Source organism: Streptomyces sp. LUP30, from assembly GCF_001746365.1.
Classification (GTDB): domain Bacteria; phylum Actinomycetota; class Actinomycetes; order Streptomycetales; family Streptomycetaceae; genus Streptomyces.
On the sequence record NZ_MJAJ01000001.1, the window covers coordinates 317,635 to 334,733 of the forward strand.

The 17,099-nt window shown below is 71.3% G+C and carries 17 protein-coding genes; 6 read left to right on the plus strand and 11 right to left on the minus strand.

Going from position 1 to position 17,099, the window contains the following annotated elements; all coding sequences use genetic code 11:
* Nucleotides 1-47 precede the first annotated feature (47 nt).
* Nucleotides 48-503 (plus strand): MerR family transcriptional regulator, encoded by a 456-nt coding sequence (locus tag BG482_RS01390; protein ID WP_079141494.1) that lies wholly within the window; start codon nt 48-50, stop codon nt 501-503.
* A 322-nt stretch (nt 504-825) separates the two neighbouring features.
* Here the strand turns inward: BG482_RS01390 and BG482_RS01395 are convergent, their stop codons facing one another.
* The 4 genes from BG482_RS01395 to BG482_RS01410 are packed head-to-tail and all read right to left on the minus strand — an operon-like array spanning nt 826 to nt 2,895.
* Nucleotides 826-1,299: a GNAT family N-acetyltransferase gene (locus BG482_RS01395; RefSeq protein ID WP_069767052.1), complete on the minus strand. Its 474-nt coding sequence runs from the start codon at nt 1,297-1,299 to the stop codon at nt 826-828.
* A gap of 29 nt (nt 1,300-1,328) precedes the next feature.
* Nucleotides 1,329-1,748 carry an arsenate reductase ArsC gene (locus BG482_RS01400; protein ID WP_069766920.1) on the minus strand — a complete coding sequence of 140 codons (420 nt, stop codon included), beginning with the start codon at nt 1,746-1,748 and terminating at the stop codon, nt 1,329-1,331.
* Entirely contained in the window at nt 1,745-2,521 is a 777-nt protein-coding gene (locus BG482_RS01405) for an aquaporin (RefSeq protein ID WP_069766921.1), read from the minus strand. Before BG482_RS01405 ends, BG482_RS01400 begins: the two co-directional genes overlap by 4 nt.
* Nucleotides 2,518-2,895 carry a helix-turn-helix transcriptional regulator gene (locus tag BG482_RS01410; protein WP_069766922.1) on the minus strand — a complete coding sequence of 126 codons (378 nt, stop codon included), beginning with the start codon at nt 2,893-2,895 and terminating at the stop codon, nt 2,518-2,520. Before BG482_RS01410 ends, BG482_RS01405 begins: the two co-directional genes overlap by 4 nt.
* Nucleotides 2,896-2,983: 88 nt before the next feature.
* Between BG482_RS01410 and BG482_RS01415 the strand changes: the two genes are divergently transcribed.
* Nucleotides 2,984-3,490, plus strand: a complete 507-nt coding sequence (locus tag BG482_RS01415; RefSeq protein ID WP_069766923.1) for an ArsI/CadI family heavy metal resistance metalloenzyme — start codon at nt 2,984-2,986, stop codon at nt 3,488-3,490.
* A gap of 48 nt (nt 3,491-3,538) precedes the next feature.
* On the opposite strand, the gene BG482_RS01420 is transcribed toward BG482_RS01415, so the two are convergent.
* From BG482_RS01420 to BG482_RS01445, 6 genes are all read right to left on the minus strand, one after another.
* Nucleotides 3,539-3,805, minus strand: a complete 267-nt coding sequence (locus BG482_RS01420) for a hypothetical protein (protein ID WP_069766924.1) — start codon at nt 3,803-3,805, stop codon at nt 3,539-3,541.
* Between the two features lie 350 nt (nt 3,806-4,155).
* A complete protein-coding gene (locus tag BG482_RS01425; RefSeq protein ID WP_069766925.1) occupies nt 4,156-4,995 on the minus strand; it encodes an alpha/beta fold hydrolase in 840 nt (279 codons plus the stop codon).
* A gap of 513 nt (nt 4,996-5,508) precedes the next feature.
* Nucleotides 5,509-6,654, minus strand: coding sequence for a serine hydrolase (locus BG482_RS01430; protein WP_069766926.1), 1,146 nt, complete (start codon nt 6,652-6,654; stop codon nt 5,509-5,511).
* Between the two features lie 46 nt (nt 6,655-6,700).
* On the minus strand, nt 6,701-7,174 hold the full coding sequence (locus BG482_RS01435; protein WP_069766927.1) for a Dps family protein: 474 nt from the start codon (nt 7,172-7,174) through the stop codon (nt 6,701-6,703).
* A gap of 34 nt (nt 7,175-7,208) precedes the next feature.
* Nucleotides 7,209-8,042, minus strand: a complete 834-nt coding sequence (locus BG482_RS01440) for an alpha/beta fold hydrolase (protein ID WP_069766928.1) — start codon at nt 8,040-8,042, stop codon at nt 7,209-7,211.
* A gap of 155 nt (nt 8,043-8,197) precedes the next feature.
* On the minus strand, nt 8,198-10,948 hold the full coding sequence (locus BG482_RS01445; RefSeq protein WP_069766929.1) for an AAA family ATPase: 2,751 nt from the start codon (nt 10,946-10,948) through the stop codon (nt 8,198-8,200).
* A gap of 467 nt (nt 10,949-11,415) precedes the next feature.
* Here BG482_RS01445 and BG482_RS01450 point away from each other — a divergent pair, with 467 nt between their 5' ends.
* Nucleotides 11,416-12,204 carry a hypothetical protein gene (locus BG482_RS01450; RefSeq protein ID WP_069766930.1) on the plus strand — a complete coding sequence of 263 codons (789 nt, stop codon included), beginning with the start codon at nt 11,416-11,418 and terminating at the stop codon, nt 12,202-12,204.
* Nucleotides 12,205-12,207: 3 nt separating this feature from the next.
* A complete protein-coding gene (locus BG482_RS01455) occupies nt 12,208-13,158 on the plus strand; it encodes a hypothetical protein (protein ID WP_069766931.1) in 951 nt (316 codons plus the stop codon).
* Between the two features lie 289 nt (nt 13,159-13,447).
* Here the strand turns inward: BG482_RS01455 and BG482_RS01460 are convergent, their stop codons facing one another.
* On the minus strand, nt 13,448-13,894 hold the full coding sequence (locus BG482_RS01460) for a hypothetical protein (RefSeq protein WP_069766932.1): 447 nt from the start codon (nt 13,892-13,894) through the stop codon (nt 13,448-13,450).
* 272 nt (nt 13,895-14,166) lie between these two features.
* On the opposite strand from BG482_RS01460, the gene BG482_RS01465 reads away from it, so the two are divergent.
* Nucleotides 14,167-14,388 (plus strand): CU044_2847 family protein, encoded by a 222-nt coding sequence (locus tag BG482_RS01465; RefSeq protein ID WP_176741279.1) that lies wholly within the window; start codon nt 14,167-14,169, stop codon nt 14,386-14,388.
* A gap of 688 nt (nt 14,389-15,076) precedes the next feature.
* Nucleotides 15,077-16,966, plus strand: coding sequence for an ABC transporter ATP-binding protein (locus tag BG482_RS01470; RefSeq protein WP_069766934.1), 1,890 nt, complete (start codon nt 15,077-15,079; stop codon nt 16,964-16,966).
* Nucleotides 16,967-17,099 lie beyond the last annotated feature (133 nt).

Here is a 17,099-nt window from a genome sequence, read left to right on the forward strand (position 1 = left end):
TTGACGTAGGGGTGAGGCCTTACAACTGGCTCGGAGGTGGCTGAACAATGCTGATCGGTGAACTGGCCGCACAGACGGATACCACGACCCGCGCCCTGCGCTACTACGAGGAGCAGGGCCTGCTGGAGTCCGACCGGACGGGCGCGGGCTATCGCATATACAAGCCGGGCGCTGTGACCCGGGTCCGCAACGTCCGCGAGCTACTGGCCTCCGGGTTCACCGTCGAGGATGTGAAGTCCTTCGTGCGCTACCTCGACACCGATCTGCCTGAAGTGTTCGAGTACTCGCCGTCATGCGCCGACGGCTACATCGTCGGCGCGCAACGGGTGGCTGAACTGGACGAGCGGATCGCAGCCCTCGCCAGGTTGCGCGACACTCTCGTCCATCGGATGCCCTGGCTGGCAGCGCGCGGTGATACCGCGGACGGCGAGCCGCCTATTCCAGGCGAGTTGCGCAGCCCTTCTGCCGAGGCGTGCGCCCTGTCTGCCCCGGCAGACCTCTGACTCGGGGGGGGGCGCACACATCTTCCGCGCTCATCGGCGGCGGCTCGGGCCCTCGTCACGCCGGTACGGCCGGAGACGGCGATCAGGACACGCTGCGACCGGCCGTGGTCGAGCGCGGCCGCGGTGGCCGGGTCGGTGTCTCGCGTGCGAGGCGTCTCGGTGCCAGTGGTGACCGCGCCGTGGATCGCGGCCAGGGCGCGGCGACGTCCAGCAGCCGGTAAGCCTGCGCGCGGCTGATGCCGAACTCCGTCCGGCAGTACGACTTCCATGGAGTTTCCCTGTCAAGTTCAGTGTGTTGAGCTGGAGTAGTCCGCCTGGCAGCTCAGTCGATGACTGGACTGCGGCGTTCGATCAGGACCACGTCGCGCCACCGGCCGTTGTGCTGACCGATGCGCTCGCGGGTCCCGATGACCCGGAAGCCGGCCCGCTGATGCAAGGTGAGGCTGGCCATGTTCTCGGGGAAGACGCCGGACTGGATCGTCCAGATGCCCGCCGCCTCGGTGGAGGTGATCAGAGCGGTCAGCAGGGCAAGGCCGACACCGCGGCAGCGAGCCTCGGGATGGACGTAGACGGAGTGCTCGACCACCCCGGCGTACGCGCACCGGTCGGACACCGGCACCACCGCTGCCCAGCCCAGCACCTGGCCGTCGTCGTCCAACGCGACGAAGCGGTGGTCGGGCAGCTTGGCCGCGTCGAAGGCTTCCCAGGCCGGCACGGTGGTCTCGAAGGTGGCGTTCTGCTCATCGATGCCGAGCTGGTAGATCTCCAGGACGGCCGCGGCGTGCTCGGGCCGCATCACCGTGACGCGGACGCCGGTGGCCGTGTTCACGACGTCACCTCGATGCCGAGCTCGGCGAGCAGGCCGCGGATGCGCCGCTCGATCTCGTCGCGGATCGGCCGGACGGCCTCGACTCCCTGTCCGGCGGGATCGTCCAGCTTCCAGTCCAGGTACCGCTTGCCGGGGAAGTACGGGCAGGCGTCCCCGCAGCCCATCGTGATGACCACGTCCGAGGCCTGGACCGCCTCGGCAGTGAGGACCTTCGGTATCTGCGCGGAGATGTCGATGCCCACCTCCTTCATGGCCTTCACCACGGCGGTGTTCACGGCGTCGGCGGGGGCGGAGCCGGCCGAGCGGACCTGGACCTGGTCCCCGGCGAGATGGGTGAGGAAGGCGGAGGCCATCTGGGAGCGGCCGGCGTTGTGCACGCAGACGAACAGAACGGACGGGGCGGCAGAAGTGCTCATGAGACAACGGCGCTTTCTTCAGCAGGTCGGGCGGGGGCGGCGAGGTGCTGCTCGCGGTGCGGGACGACGACGTCGTCCCCGGTTGCAGGCGCCGGACGCCCGAAGGTGACGGCGACCAGGACCAGGCCCACGCCGGCACCGGCGAGCTGGGCGGCAAAGAACGGGGCCAGGGACGCGGGAGCGATGCCGGCGAAGGTGTCGGTGAAAGCCCGCCCGATCGTCACCGCCGGGTTGGCGAAGCTGGTGGAGGAGGTGAACCAGTAGGCGGCGCCGATGTAGGAGGCGACCGCCACCGGCGCAAGGTGCGCCCGGTCCGCCCGGGCCAGCCCGAAGATCAGCCACACCAGTCCCGCGGTGGCGACCGCTTCGCCCAGCCACAGATGTCCGGCGGACCGGTCGTGCGTCGACCACTGCACCAGCGGCCGGGCGAACATGGCGTCGGCGAGGACCGCGCCGCCGATGGCCCCGGCGATCTGCGCGGGCACGTACGCGGCCACCTCCCGCAGGCTGGGACCGTCGGCTGTACGGCGGCCAGTGAACCAGGCGGCGAGCGTCACGACGGGGTTGAAGTGCGCCCCGGACACGGAGCCGAGCAGGGCGATGAGCACGCCCAGGCCGAAGACGGTCGCCAGTGAGTTGGCCAGCAGCTGCAGGCCGACATCGCGGGTCAGCTCAGTCGCCTGAATCCCGGATCCGACCACCACGGCCACCAGCGCCGCCGTCCCGACGGCTTCGGCCGCCGCCCGCCGCGTCAGCGGCACCGGGGCATTCACGCGGACGCCTTCGCGGGCACGGCAGGGGTCTGCAGCAGGGCGGACAGCTTGGCCAGGGCCTCGGGGAGCACCCAGTAGTACACCCAGGTCCCCCGCCGCTCGGAGCCGACCAGACCGGCCTCGCGCAGCACCTTCAGGTGGTGGGAGATGGTCGGCTGGGAGACGTCGAACGGGCCGATCAGGTCGCACACACACGCCTCCCCGCCCTCGTGGGAGGCGATCAGGGACAGCAGCCGCAGCCGGATGGGGTCCGACAGCGCCTTGAACATCCGCGACAGCTCGATGGCGTCCACTTCACCCAGCGGCCGGCGGACCATCGGGGCGCAGCATGTCACGTCCTGACCGAGCAGCGGCAGATCAGCTTGTTTCGACATGACTCTATGTTGACGTCTGTCTATCCAGGTGGCAAGCTCGGCTGTATCGACATCCGTCGATACAGCATGCCTGTGATGGGAGACCGCCATGTCCCGAGTCCAGCTCGCCCTGCGCGTCGCCGACCTGGAAGGCTCGATCGCCTTCTACTCCAAGTTGTTCGGCACCGAGCCCGCCAAGCGGCGCGAGGGCTACGCCAACTTCGCCGTCACCGAGCCCCCGCTGAAGCTTGTGCTCATCGAGGGCGAGGCCGGAGAGGAGACCCGCCTGGACCACCTCGGTGTCGAGGTCGCCAGCGCCGAGGAGGTCACCGCTGCCACGACCCGGCTGAAGGAAGCGGGCCTGGCCACGTTCGAGGAGAACGACACCGCCTGCTGCTACGCCCTGCAGGACAAGGTGTGGGTGACCGGCCCGGGCAAGGAGCCGTGGGAGGTCTACGTGGTCAAGGCCGACGCCGACACCCTGGAGAAGGCCGGCATCGCCCCGGACGCCTGCTGCGGCACCACCGCCTGCTGCACTCCCGACGAGCAGGCCCTCGGCCCTTCCCAGACCCCGGCCGAGGCCAAGACGGCCGCCGGGTGCGCTTGCGCCGGCTGACCGGCTACCTGCCGGGCGGCGTCTGCGCGGGCAGCACGCGCACGACCGTCAGGCGGTCGGCAAGCGGCCCGCGCAGGTGACCTCCGCATCGGCACCCACTGGATCGGCTTCAACAGGGAAGACGACTTGTCCCAGGGGTGTCCGGACGCGGGCGGCGTGCGCGTCGCGGACCCGGGCGGCGAGCACCGCCGCGGAGCGCCGGACGTCGTCCATCGCCTCGCGCAGCCCGGCCGTCACCTCCCGGGCGTGCGCTGCGGTGAGCGGCGGCCGCGCCGGTTCGGCGACGTCGTCCTGGTCGTGGTCGTGCTCGGCCATGCCCCCGTCGTCCTCCGCTCCGGCGCTCCGGCGCTCCGGCCAGGGCGTACTGAGGCGCGGCTGCGAGGAGGTAGCCCGCAGACTCACACCCTCACAGCTCACGCCGTCTACCTGGGCAGACGGCGTGTGAGACGCACGATCACCGCGTCGTCGGCAGGTCCAGGCGCCGGCGCGGCCGAGGGAGCAACACGTCCGGGCCGCCGGGCAGCAGACCCCTGTTGCGCAGGAACCTGACGCAGCCGCGGCACCAGGAGGAACAGCATTCCCCGGACCGGCACCCGGACGCGGGGCAGGGCTGGGTGCACACCAGGCACTGGCCGGGGGCGCGGCTTGGCGCCGGCGCGCCTCGGTCATCGGACCGTGCGGGCCGCCTGCTCGACGATGCGGGTCACGGCCTCGGGGCGGGACACGGTTACCGCGTGTGACGCGTCGATGGTCGTGGTGCGGGCATCGGCGCGGGCTGACATGAAGCGCTGGGCAGCCACTGGGATGTTGCGGTCCTCCGTCGTCACCAGCGACCAGGAGGGGATCGTCTTCCAGGCGGCCTGGGTGGACTTCTCCTCCAGAGCGGCGGCAGCGATCGGACGCTGCCCTGCAGCCATGAGCCTGGCCTTGTCGTTCGGCACGTCTGCGGCGAACTGGCTGCGGAACTTCTCCGGCTTGATGTACACGTCCGCGCCCTGATCACCGTCGGGCAGGACGTAGTTGACGGACTCGACGGCTTGGCCGAGGGTGCTGCCGGGGAACTTGTCCGTCAGCCCGATCGAGCTCTCGCCCACGTCCGGCAGGAACGCCGCGATGTAGACCAATGCCTTCACTTTGCCCTCGAGACCCGCGGCGGCCTGGCTGATGACGGTGCCGCCGTAGGAGTGACCGACCAAGACCACGGGCCCGTCGATGTGGTCGAGGACGCTGCGCAGGTAAGCGGCATCGGTCGCCGGACCACGCAGCGGGTTGGCGGCGGACACCACCGGGTAGCCCGCACGCTGCAGCCGGGCGACGACACCGTCCCAGCTCGCGGCGTCGGCGAACGCTCCGTGTTCCAGCACGATCGTCGGACGTACGGGGTGGTGGGGCGTAGCGTCGGCCGCAGCGGGCAGGGTGACGGCGGCGACGGACAGTCCGACGGCCGCGGTGACACCGACCAGCGCGGTTCTGCTGCCCGGACGGACGAGGCGGGTGTTGCGCATGTGTGAAATCCCTCTTGTTCGATGGATGGTGCCCGACGGACCGAAGGGCAATGCAGCTGGGTACGTCGAGAAACGGGGCCCGGGGCGCTTCGCCGGTACCTGGTTGACGTGCGTCCGTCTGCGTCACGTGAGCAGCGCGGATCGGAGTGCTGGTGGCGACAGCGACAGCGCCCCGGAGAGCGGCTGCCGGGCTGCGGCCCGAGGGTGATCCCGAGGCTTCGGCCTCGCCCGTCCACCGGGCGATGAGCGCCGTCGTCCTGTCCTGCGAGGGGGCGACCGGACCGGTTCATCCGCCGGCGGACTGCTCGTTCGCGGACATGGATGGCGGTGCGACGTGCCGCGGGCAGCGGCTTCCCGATGTGATCGAGCCTATGGCCGAAGTGGTGCCGCAGCCCTCGGTCTTCGGATAGAGCCGTTCTCGGAGCGTGCGGCGACGGCGCGAAAGTGCTTGAGACGGTTGGCGGCACGTTCGGCGCTGTGCACAGCGCCGCGCGCGGAGCCTACGGCTGCACCTCAGCCGGTACGCTCCAGGACTTCGTAGACATGCCTGAGGTAGCTGTGCGTGCGCTCCGAGCCGAGGATCCCGTCGCCCACCCGGTTCATCGTGTACGCGAACGTGACGCGCCGGTCGAGGTCCATCATGACGATCGAACCGCCCCGACCGACCCAGAAGCAGACCCTCCCGGTGGGCATGTGCGGCATCGTCCTCGGATCGGCGAGTGCGTAGCCCATGCCCCAGCGGACGGGAACGCCCAGGAACAGGTCGACTCCGTCGGCCTGTACGTCGAACACCTTGTCCACCGTCTCCTCGGAGAGAAGCCGGCGGCCGTTGACCTGGCCGCGCCGCGAGATGACGGACAGCGCTCGGGCCAGGCCACGTGCGTTGCCGTGTCCGTTGACGGCTCCGAGTTCAGCGGAGCGCCACTGCGGGGTGTCGACGTGCTCGTCACGTGCAGGGCTTCCGAGCAGCGTCCTGGTGAAGATCCCCTCGGGATCAAGACCCGTGGGTATACCGCCTAGCTGCGAAGGGGCCACCAGATCGGCGATACGCGGCCAGTCGGCCCGTCGCGCGCCGATCTGGACGTCCGCTTGCGCCGGTTCGGCGATCTCGGTGGCGACGAACTCCGTCAGGGTACGACCACTGGCCCGCCGGACAAGCTCTCCCACCAGTTGCCCTTGGGTCTGCACGTGGTAGCCCGACGCGGAGCCCGGCTCCCACCAGGGTGCCTGCGCGGCCAGCCGGGCACTCGCGGTAGGCCGATCGTAGAGATCCTCCATGCAAAAGGGCTGCTCCCAGCCGGAGAGTCCCGAGGTGTGAGCCAGGACGTGACGCACCTCGATGTGCTCCTTTCCCTGGGCGGCGAACTCGGGCCAGTAGTGCGCGACCGGGCGGTGCAGATCCAGCGCGCCCCGGTCGACGAGGATGAGAGCCGCGAGATTGGTGAGGGTCTTCGTGGTCGACCACATACTCACCAACGTGTTCCGGTGCCACGGAACGGTCCGTGCTTCGTCCGCGTGGCCACCCCACAGATCGACTTCCATGACCCCGTCCACATCGACGGCGATCGACGCCCCCAACTCCTCGCCGGCTTCGAGGTGCGCCCTCAGCACCGCTCGTACCGGTTCGAATCGGTCCGTGCTCGTTCCCTCGACACCCATGCTCTTCTCCACTTCGGACGACAACTGTGAGGCTCTGGCCCCCTGATCAGGCCCGGTTCTCCGCCTGGAACATCCAGCTCTGCTTCTCGAGATCGGCCGTCAGTCCGATGAGGAGATCCTCGGTGACGACATCCACCGGGCCCACCGCGACGATGCGCTCACGCAGCCTTTCGGTCACGGCAGAGAGCGCGTACACCAAGGCCTCGACGGCGTCACTGTCCTTGGTCCAGCCCGGCGGAAAGGCGGGCACGCCACTGGCTCCCGCAACGGTCCCGGCCCGGCCGTCCGGACTGACGCCCAGGGCGGCCGCGCGCTCGGCCACCGTGTCGGCGTGGTTCCGGGCGACGGTGGCGGCCTCGTCTAGCTGGACATGAACCGAGCGGAAGCGCGGACCGTACACATTCCAGTGGGCCTGCTTGGCCACCAGGGACAGGTCGAGAAGGTCGGCCAGGGTCGCCTGCAGCGCCGCACCCGCGGTCTCGCGGTCGCGCTCGGGCAGAGCGTTGTTGAAAACCGGCACAGGAGTGCGGTCCTTTCGTGACAAGCGTCGGCTCTCAGGCGGCGAGGAAGTCGAGCAGGGCGGCGTTGACCTCGGCCGCGTGGGTGAGCAGCAGCCCGTGCGGAGCGCCGTCGATCTCGACGTACCGCGCGCCGGGCAGGCGGCGGCGGAACTCGCGGGCCGTGGCGTCGACCGGCAGGATGCGGTCGGCGGTGCCGTGCAGGATCAGCGACGGCACGTCGATGCGCTCCACGTCGGCCCGGAAGTCCGTCAGCCACGCCGGGACGCACGCGTACGCCGCTATGGGCGCCGAGTCGATGGCGGTGGCCCAGTTCGCCCGCAGCGCGGCCTCGCTGAGCCGCGACCCGAGCGTCTCGTCGGTGTTGAAGAAGTCGACGAAGAAGCTCTCGTACCAGGCGTAGCGGTCGGCCTCCGCCTGCTCCGCGATGCCGTCGAAGACGCTCTGCGGCACACCGGTGGGGTTGTCCGGCGTCTGCAACAGGAACGGCTGGAGCGAACCGAGGAACGCCGCCTTCGCCACTCGCTCCGAGCCGTGGACCCCGAGGTAGCGGGCGACCTCGCCCGAGCCCATCGAGAACCCGACGAGGACCACGTCACGCAGGTCGAGCTGCGTCAGTACGGTGTCCAGGTCGGCGGCGAAGGTGTCGTAGTCGTAGCCCGACATGGTCTTGCTCGACCGGCCGAAGCCACGGCGGTCGTAGGTGATGACGCGGTAGCCGGCCTTGACCAGCGCATCGGTCTGCTTCTCCCACGACTGCCCGTCCAGCGGGTAACCGTGGATCAGGACGACCGGCTGTCCCGACCCGTGGTCCTCGTAGTAGAGATCGATGCCGGTCGAGCCCTCGGCGCCGACGGTGATGGTTCCCATGGTGTGCCTTCCCGCCCGTCCGCCGTGTGCGCACCGGGCATGGCACAAACCTAGGAATCAAGCAGGTCGGATCGCGTCCGTCGGACTACGGCTTCGACGTACGTCATGGTGCTGCGTCTTCCGTGTACGTCATGGTGCTGCGTCTTCCGTGTACGTCATGACGCTGCGCCTTCGGGGTACGTCGTCGCGCCGCCGAGCACCGCGGCGAGTTCGCCGCGGGACGTGACCCCCAGTTTGGGGAACATCCGCTGGAGATGGGTGCTCACCGTCCGGGGCGAGACGTACAACCGCTCGCCGATCTCCCGGTTCGTCAGACCCTGCGCGGCGAGCTGGGCGACATGCAACTCGGTCGAGGTCAGCCGGTCGACCGCGGCCGGATCCTGCCGCGGGGACGACGCGCCCGCGGCGCGCAGCTCCTGCCGTGCCCGCTCCGCCCATGCCGACGCGCCGAGCGCGTCGAAAATCTCGCGTGCGGCCTGCAGGACGACGCGGGACTCAGCGGGCCGCCGGTGACGCCGCAGCCACTCGCCCAGGGCGAGGCGCGCCCGCGCCCCCTCGAACGGCCAGTCCGTGGGGACGGCGTCGAGGGCCGCCCTGTACAGCGGCTCGGCGGCATCCTGCGGGCTCAGCAGGGCCCGGCCCAGTCGCAACCCGCAGAGCAGGGCAGGCGAAGACGTCGATTTCCCGAGCGGGGTCAGCTCCCGCACGATGTCGCGTGCCACCCCCGCGGATTCACTGCGCACCCCCGCCTCGACCAGCTCCGCGACCGCGTAGAAGCGCAGCCAGGAGTGGAAGGCGGGGTCGGCCGGGTCGAAGACGCGGTGCAGGTGGCCGAACGCGTCGCCGTAGCGGCCCTGGCAGAGTGCCGCCTGCCCGCGGGCCATCTGCATGATGGCCAGCACCGGGCGCCCTCCGCTGGGAAGGGCCTCGCGTTCGGCTTCGGCCGCCCATGCCTTTGCCGCCGGGTCGCCGCTGACGGCGGCCAGCTGCGCGCGGATGGCATTCACCATCGCGTGCACAAGAGGCTGACCGGTCTCGCGGGCAAGCGACGCGGCCTCCTCCGCGGCCAGGGAACCAGCGCGCACGTCACCCAGCCGTGCGGCGCTCCCCGCCTGAACGCACAGGGCGCGGGCCAGCATCGACAGCCTGCCCTGCGCTCGCAGGGCGTCCAGCGACCTCGCCGTCAACCGGCTCGCCAGGGCGGGAGCGCCCACCGTCACGGCGGCGGCCCCCAGGAGCTGGTCCCCCTCGGCGTTCTCCGACGAGCGCTCCAGCTGACCTGCCAGGCCCTCCATGACCCCTTCCCCACGCTCGACCGGCGCCGAGTACGCCCGCAGAGCGACCAGGTCTGCGTTGTCGGCAGGCACGGGCATGAGGTCGGCAGCGGCGGCGACCCGCTCGCGGGCGGCCGGGCCCGGCTCCCCCCAGAAGCACTGCAGGACCGCGCTCCAGAGCATGCGCAACCCCAGTGTCGGCTCGCCGCCGGCGGCGATCTCGACCGCCAGCTCGGCCAGCTCGGCGGTCGCGGCGCCCTCGCCCCGCGTCCCCTCGGCCAGAGCGATGCTGACCCAGGCCGCGCGGCCTTGGTCCCGGACCGAAAGGTCCAGTGAGCGCGCCTGGGTCAGCAGATGCGTCGCGACGTCTCCTTGGCCCGACTCCAGTGCGAGCTCCGCCGCCCGGAGCAGCCGGTCCGCCCGCGCGGAGGGGTCCTTCGTCAGCTCCGCCGCCCGCCTCAGCGCGGCAAGAGCTGCGGCGACACCACCTCGCCGCAGGGCTCTGCCGGCAGTGGAGTCCAGATCCCGTGCCGCTCCTTCGTCGAGACCGGCGGTGGCGGCGGCACGGTGCCATGCCTGCCGATCGGGCTGCCCCTGGAGCGCGGCGGCCAGCGCGGCGTGCGCGGCCTGGCGTTCCGCGGCGGTGGCGGCGTGGTGCATCGCCGACCGGATGAGGGGGTGCCTGAAGGCCGTCCTCTGGGCCTCCACCAGGCCCGCGTCGATCGCTGCCTCGAAAGCACCCACGCCGACCGTCGTCCCGAGCATCCGGGTCGCCGCGGCGAGGCATTCGTCCATCGTCCCGTCACCGTTGAGGGCCGAGAGGAGCAGGACCGCACGGGTGTCGGCCGGCAGGCGGGAGATCCGTGCCGTGAACGTCCGCTCCAGCCGCGCGGTCAGCGGCAGCGGACCCGGGTTGAGCGCGTACGCCCCGCCGACCGACTGCAGCGCGACCGGCAGCTCGGTCAGCGCCAGCGGGTTCCCGGCGGCCTCCTCCAACAGCCGCCGTCTGACCTGCTGTCCCAGTCCGGGGGCCACCGTGTCCAGTACCTCACCCGACACCTCGTCCGTCAGCGGGCCCAGGTGCAGCACAGGCAGGCCGGCACTGCTGAGGCGGTCGTCGAGGCGCCGGGTGACGGCGAACAGAACGAGTGGGTCGGACTCGATCCGCCGCGCCACGAACCCGAGCACATCGAGGCTGGCACGGTCCATCCAGTGGGCGTCCTCGACGACCACCAGCAGTGGCGCCTTCGCCGCCGCGTCCGTCAGCAGGGTCAGCGCGGCCAAGCCGACGAGGTACAGATCGGGTACGGCCTCGTCGACGAGCCCGACGGCCGCGAGCAGCGCGGTGCGCTGACCTCCCGGCAAGTCGTCGATTCCGTCCCGCAGTTGGTGAACCAGCTGGTGCAGGCCGGCACAGGGCAGGTCTTCCTCCGACTGGACCCCCACAGCGGTGATCACACGGGTCCCGCCGCGTGCTGCCGCGCCTGCGGCCTCCGCGACCAGCGCCGACTTGCCGATCCCCGGCGCGCCGGTGATCACCGTCGCGCCGCCCGAACCGGCGGCCCCCTGCTCGACCAGGGCAGCCAGCGTGCGACGCTCCGTATCACGACCCAGTAGCGCCCGCCGATGCATGCCGCACCCCCGCTTTCTTTGTGCCTCCCCGGCAGCCGACGGCTCCGCGTCCTCGCGGAACCAGGCGACCTGGCGGCATCTCCACTGGCGGGCGACCTGGAGGCCTGGCCTGGATGCCGTTCATGCAATGGTATGCATGCCGCCGAGCGGGAACGACCGCTGTCCGCATCCGTGAAACCGAGCCGCCGCCGGGATCACGGCGGGGCCGCTCGGCTTTCGGGCCTCGCCCCAATACCCCTTCGTGAGGGGGCCGCCGGCTGTGGCGACCATGGTTCCAGTGGGATCGTTCCCCCACGGCGGACGGGTGGGAATGGCTACGGTGGTGAGAGCCGGCGCGGCGTCGCCGCTCGGCCGGCCGTACAGGTCTCGCGGGTCCTGCACATCCTGTAGGTCTCGCAGGTCCCGTAGGGTCACTCGGGTTCCGCGGGTGTGGTCCGCCCGGCCGGTCCAGGTCGACGAGGAGGCACATGACGAGGGAGGCGCTCCCCCACTGGATCGTGCTGCTCGACATCGAGGACTTCGGTTCGCGGCCCGACGCCGTCCGCTCGCGACTGCGTGAAGCCATGCACCGCATGGCCGGGTCCGCGCTCACGCACGCCGGGCTCGACCCGGACCGATGCCCGCGACAGGACCGCGGGGACGGCCTGCTGATCCTGATCCCCGGCTCGGTCTCCCCGGGCCGGCTGTTTCAGCCGTTCGTCTCGAGCCTCGACATCGATCTTCGGACGCACCTGGAGTCGCACAACGCCAGTCACCGCATGAGACTGCGGGTCGGGATCAGCCGGGGACTCGTGGCGGTCGAAGGTTCGCAGTGGACGGGAGGGGTCGTCGAGAACCTTGCCGAGCTGGTGGAGTCCGCCGCCGTGAGCGGGGTGTTCGCCCGGGCGATCCGCGCCCGGCTGATGGTGGTGGTCCCGGACGACCTCTACGGCTCGGTGGTGGTCCAGGACCGCGCTCGCGGCCTCGACCCCGCGGCCTTCGGTCCCAGGGACCACGTCACCAAGCAGGGCCGCACGCTTCGGGGTTGGGTCACCCTGCCCGGATACCCCAGGCCGCCGGAGCCCTTCCCGGAGGAGGCGGCGCAGGACACGGACGAGCCGAGCGTCACGGGCTTGGTCGAGGCCGACCACGACGACCACGGGACGATTCTCCTCGACCGGCCGTCGGACGGAGTCCACGCCCCCTCGGGTCACACCCCGCCCGGGCCGGAACACGATCCGGACGACGACTGGCCACGACAGACTCCGGAGCGGTAGCGCGTGGGGGACATCGCCAAAGGCGTGCTCACAGGCGGATGGGCGGTGCTCGTGGGGTGGATCCTGCCCACCGCGCTGAACCTCGCCGTGTTCGCGTTCGCCGTCGCCCCGAGCCTGCACCGGCCGGCGGTCCTCGTGCGCCTGTGGCCGGCGTCCGGCGGCCACACCGCGCTTCTGCTGCTGGTGACGGCCGTCCTGCTCGGGCTGGTTCTGAACGCTCTGCAGACTCCCCTCTACCGCTTCCTGGAGGGGTACGCGCTGTGGCCGACGGCCGCCTACGAACGAGGTTGCCGTAGGCAGCGCGCCCGGCGGCAGAGGACGACCGACCGCCTCGCCGACCCCTCGCTCGCCTCGCCCATCAGGCGAGCCCTTCTCAGAGAGAGGCTCGGCCGCTACCCGGTGAGCGACCAGCAGATCACACCGACCCGGCTCGGGAACGCCATCCGCAGGTTCGAGGAGTACGGATACGACCGGTACCGGCTCGACACCCAGGTGCTGTGGAACGAGCTGACGAGCGTCGCGCCGGAACCGGCCGGCAAGCAGGTGGTGGCGGCCCGTACGAACGTCGACTTCTTCGTGGCCCTCCTCTACGGACACGCGGCGGTGGCGCTCGCCGCGTACGCGTCGCTGAGCAGCGCCCAGGCCGACCGTCCGGTGCTCGTCCTCTCCGGCGCCTGTCTGCTCGCCCTCACGCCGGTCTGGTACCACGCGGCGGTGGCCGCCACCGACGAGTGGGCCGCAGCCGTGCGCGCTCTGGTCAACCTGGGACGCAGGCCTCTCGCCGAGGGACTCGGCCTCGCCCTCCCGAAACACCTGGAGGACGAGCGGCGCATGTGGCAACTGGTCACCCGGATGTCCAAACGCCCCTATGCACCGGCGGCCGACGAGGCGTTCGAGCCCTACCGGCTCGATCCCGGCCGACCGGCGGGCGGACCGCAGCCTCCCGGCTGCTGACACCGCTTCACGAGCCGGCGTCCGAGCGTCGGCGGCCGGGCGCGCGCCCGGCCCCGGCGAGCGTCCTACGTGATCCGTGTCGTCCTTCGTGCCCCCCGGTCTTCGCCGCATCCGGTGGGGAGGCGTTGTTCCCGACGCCGTGAGAGGACCGACGCAACGCGCGCGGGCCGTCGGGCCGTCGGGCCGTCGGGCCGTCGGGCCGTCGCCCGTCGACGTCGGACGGGCGGCGGCCCGGCAGGAGACGGTCACAGGGCGGAACACCCTTTCGGCGCCCCGCCGCCGGGACACCTCAGTCCACGTACCACTTGCCGCACTTGGTGACGCCGTCGATCTCCGCACAGGCGCGCGCGGCGAAGTTGGAGTTGAAGACGGACTGCGTACGGCTGCCGGTGTAGGGGCCGCACATCTTCCAGCCATCGCTCTTCGCCTGCTGATCGCTGACGATGCCCTTGAAGTCGGGGAAGGAGTGGAAGCTGCGGTCGACCCACAGCCGGTCGCCGGTCTGGCGACCGGACTTGATCTCCGCGCGGCTGTAGCGGTCGAGCGCCGACTCGTTCTGCAACTCGACGCGGCGGCCGTGGAAGTCGAACGAGGCTCCGGACTCGACGGCCCGGAAGCGGCCGATGACGGCGATGCCGTCGCAGTCGTCCTCGGTGGCCGAGGCCGCCGAGGCGGGCACGAAGACAACGGCGCCGCTGCTGATCAGCACGGCCGAGGCCGCGATGACGCGACCCATACGGGGCTTCTTCACAGGGTTCCTTTTCGGGTGACATGTACGGTGGGGAGTCGACGCGCCGCCGGGGGCGAGGCCTCGCCGAACGAATCTCGACGTCATCTGGGTCGCGCCCGGCGGCGTATCGCGTTGCCGGTCGAACACTGCGCCACGGACCTTGCGGAAACCTTGCGACCCGTCGTGACGTGGGGGCCGACTCATCGGCCGCACGTCCTCGGGGCCGGGCCGGAGCGACTGACCGCCGGGCGGCCGCCCCGATGCTGCGCGGAACGTCCATGACCTGCCCGAAAGCTGGGCGGGATCATCGAACCGGTGACCTGGCCGCCCAGGTCCTCATCGGCCGACTGAGCGCGGCGGGCCCCACGGAGTTCGAGGTGGAGTTCGGGATCGATCTCGCCGCGGAGGCGGGCACGGTGATCACCAAGAGCACGGTGGGCACGCACGCCCCGGGGCAGCCGAGACCCTCCACCTGCCCTGGATCCGCTCCCGCCCCCTGACCGGTCGCCGGTCGGCCGATGGGTGTGACCATGACGACGCCGGGTCTGCGCGCGCTGCCGCTGCGCGCAGCCGGCTCCCCGCGTCGCCGCTGCCCGGACCGGGCGCCCGGAAGGCCGTTGTCGCTGATGAGGCGACTGCGCGGTCTGCTGAGCGGGGGTGCAGGCCTGGTGCAGGACGCCGAGGCCGCAGGCCAGGCATCTCGTTGTGGGAGCGGAAGCTGCCCCATCAGTCACGGAGTCTGTTCCGGCGCCCCCACGCCGGACACCCGTCGCCTGCCCTCGTCCGTGCGGGCGGCAGACGGCGCGGCAGGGCTTCGACGCGGTCAAGAACACCGCCGTCCCGGACACCGCGCGGACGGCCACCGTGGACGGTGACGGCCGGCTGCGCGGCGGCCGCGGGGTCGGGGGCACCGGCGACCGGAAGGAGCGGGCCGCGTGATCGTCGACCACAGCGTCGACGCGCGCGTCGTGGACGTCGCCCAGGGCACGCGGGTACGCCACTGTCGGCGATTCGGCCAACCGCTCTGTTTCAGAGACCCGTTGCGGCGACTGGGTCCGTGCATTCTCCATACGGCCCCAGCCGCTCTATCTCGGGAAATCTGAAGCGGCTCAAACACACCAGTTCGATATCTCGGCGTGGTCGTTGAACCTCACGACCGCGCCGGACGACCGTTTGGGGGGACCCGCCTTGGCCTCGGCCGCAACGAACGAACAGCAGAAGACCGTTCCGCCGCCGCCCCTGCCCGCGGAGATCACGTACAGCGGGCAGTACTCCGTCAATCCGCTCGCCGAGGTCTCCTTCCCGCGGATGTGCGCCCAGATCCCGGCCGTCCTGGGCCGGATCGCGCGGCTGTCGTGGCGAACTGACCGGCGGGCCGTGCAGCTCCTGCTCGGCTGCCAAGTGGTCACAGGCGTCTCTGCCGCCGTGCTGCTCGCCGCCACAGCCCGCGCCATGGCACCGGTCCTCGGGGACGGCGCCGCCGGCGAGCGGCTGCGCGGCGCCCTGCCGGCGCTGCTGGTGGTGGCGCTCACCGCCGCGCTGGCACGCGCGGCGGGGGCGGTCGCCGCGTACGCCGAGCGGCGGATCACTCCGCGACTGACGACGGAGACAGACACCGCGCTGGTCGAGGCGGTGTGCCGCGTGGAGGCCTCTGCCTACGCAGAGGACGGCTTCTCGGACCGGCACGAGGCGGCCGAGATGGGGGTGATCCGTACGCACGTCATGGTCACCGACGCTCAGCGGTTCCTGTCCGCGCTGATCCGCATGGTCACCGCCGGCGGCGTGCTGTCGGTGCTGAGCCCGTGGATGTTGCCGCCGCTCTTGCTCGCGGTGCTGCCGGCCGGCGTCGGCGCCGTGCTGACCGCCCGGGTCGACTACGAGATCCACTACGCCAACATCGCGGACCGCAACGTGCGCGGCATGATGCGCTGGTGGGCGACCGAGTCGAAGTACGGTGACGAGGTCCGCGCCAACTCGATGACGGACTACCTCATCTACTGGTACCGGGCTCTGTCCGACCGGTGCGACCGGCGCACCCTGGCGGCCGCGCCACGGACCCTGCGGATCGCCCTGCTCTCCGCGCTGGCCGGCGGTGTCTTCCTCGTCGCGACCTGGGGCGCCCTGGCGTGGCTGGCGGTCTCCGGCCGGGTCGAGCTCGCGGTCGCGGCGACGGCGGTCATCGCCGTGCAGACTACGCTCGCCGCGCTCTCCCAGGTGGTCGTCAACGGCGCTGCGGTCTTCCACACCAGCCTGTACCTGAGCGACATGCAGGCTTTCCTCGACGACGCTGCGGCCCGCGCCCCCCAGCGCGGCCCCCGCGCGCATGCCGCGCCGACCGAGGAGATCCGGCTCGAGGAGGTCGTCTACCAGTACCCGGGCAAGGACAAGCCCGCCGTGGACGGTGTCTCGCTCGCTCTGCAGCGCGGGCAGATCCTCGCGATCGTCGGTGCGAACGGATCGGGAAAGTCCACCCTCACCCGGCTGCTGACCGGGATCTACCTGCCCGACAAGGGCAAAGTCACGTGGAACGGCACCGACCTCGCCGAGCTGGACCCCGCCACGGTGTGGGCGAACACCGGCCTGGTGCCTCAGATCTTCGCCCAGTGGCCACTGCGGGTCCGCGAGAACGTCACCCTCGGCCAGCCCCGCACCCAGGGCGACGCCCCCGTGTGGGAGGCCGTCGACGCGGTCGGTCTGCGCGAGGCCGTCGAGGACCTGCCCGCCGGTCTCGACACCCTCCTGGCCCGGGACGTCTTCGGCGGCTCGGAGCTCTCCGGCGGGCAGTGGCAGCGTGTGGCGTGTTCGAGGGCCCTGTACCGGCGCCCGGGCCTGCTGATCCTGGACGAGCCCACCTCCCAGATGGACCCGCGTGGCGAGCACCAGATCTTCGAGCAGATCAAGACCATCGCCGCCGATCGCATCACGATCGTGGTCACCCACCGCCTGGAGAACACCAGAATCGCTGACCACATCGTCGTGATGGAGCACGGCCGGATCACCGAACAGGGCAGGTACGACGACCTCGTCCACGCCGGCGGAACCTTCGCCGAGCTGCTGGAACTCTCCCAGGACCGCTGACCGGCCACGCCCCTTCACGTTCGTCCCCTCGCTGACAGCCGAGCCGCCCCTGCCCCCGTGCCCGGCTCGACAAGAGCCCGAGCAGTTCCACGTGACACACCCGTCCCTCCAGCGCAGAGGTTCCGATGCCGCC

Bases quoted from the DNA above. Each gene is read 5' to 3' on its own strand.
- BG482_RS01390 (WP_079141494.1), top strand. From the start codon at position 48: ATGCTGATCGGTGAACTGGCCGCACAGACGGATACCACGACCCGCGCC.
- BG482_RS01395 (WP_069767052.1), bottom strand. From the start codon at position 1,299: ATGCGGCCCGAGCACGCCGCGGCCGTCCTGGAGATCTACCAGCTCGGC.
- BG482_RS01400 (WP_069766920.1), bottom strand. From the start codon at position 1,748: ATGAGCACTTCTGCCGCCCCGTCCGTTCTGTTCGTCTGCGTGCACAAC.
- BG482_RS01410 (WP_069766922.1), bottom strand. From the start codon at position 2,895: ATGTCGAAACAAGCTGATCTGCCGCTGCTCGGTCAGGACGTGACATGC.
- BG482_RS01415 (WP_069766923.1), top strand. From the start codon at position 2,984: ATGTCCCGAGTCCAGCTCGCCCTGCGCGTCGCCGACCTGGAAGGCTCG.
- BG482_RS01420 (WP_069766924.1), bottom strand. From the start codon at position 3,805: ATGGCCGAGCACGACCACGACCAGGACGACGTCGCCGAACCGGCGCGG.
- BG482_RS01425 (WP_069766925.1), bottom strand. From the start codon at position 4,995: ATGCGCAACACCCGCCTCGTCCGTCCGGGCAGCAGAACCGCGCTGGTC.
- BG482_RS01430 (WP_069766926.1), bottom strand. From the start codon at position 6,654: ATGGGTGTCGAGGGAACGAGCACGGACCGATTCGAACCGGTACGAGCG.
- BG482_RS01440 (WP_069766928.1), bottom strand. From the start codon at position 8,042: ATGGGAACCATCACCGTCGGCGCCGAGGGCTCGACCGGCATCGATCTC.
- BG482_RS01445 (WP_069766929.1), bottom strand. From the start codon at position 10,948: ATGCATCGGCGGGCGCTACTGGGTCGTGATACGGAGCGTCGCACGCTG.
- BG482_RS01450 (WP_069766930.1), top strand. From the start codon at position 11,416: ATGACGAGGGAGGCGCTCCCCCACTGGATCGTGCTGCTCGACATCGAG.
- BG482_RS01460 (WP_069766932.1), bottom strand. From the start codon at position 13,894: ATGGGTCGCGTCATCGCGGCCTCGGCCGTGCTGATCAGCAGCGGCGCC.
- BG482_RS01465 (WP_176741279.1), top strand. From the start codon at position 14,167: ATGACCTGCCCGAAAGCTGGGCGGGATCATCGAACCGGTGACCTGGCC.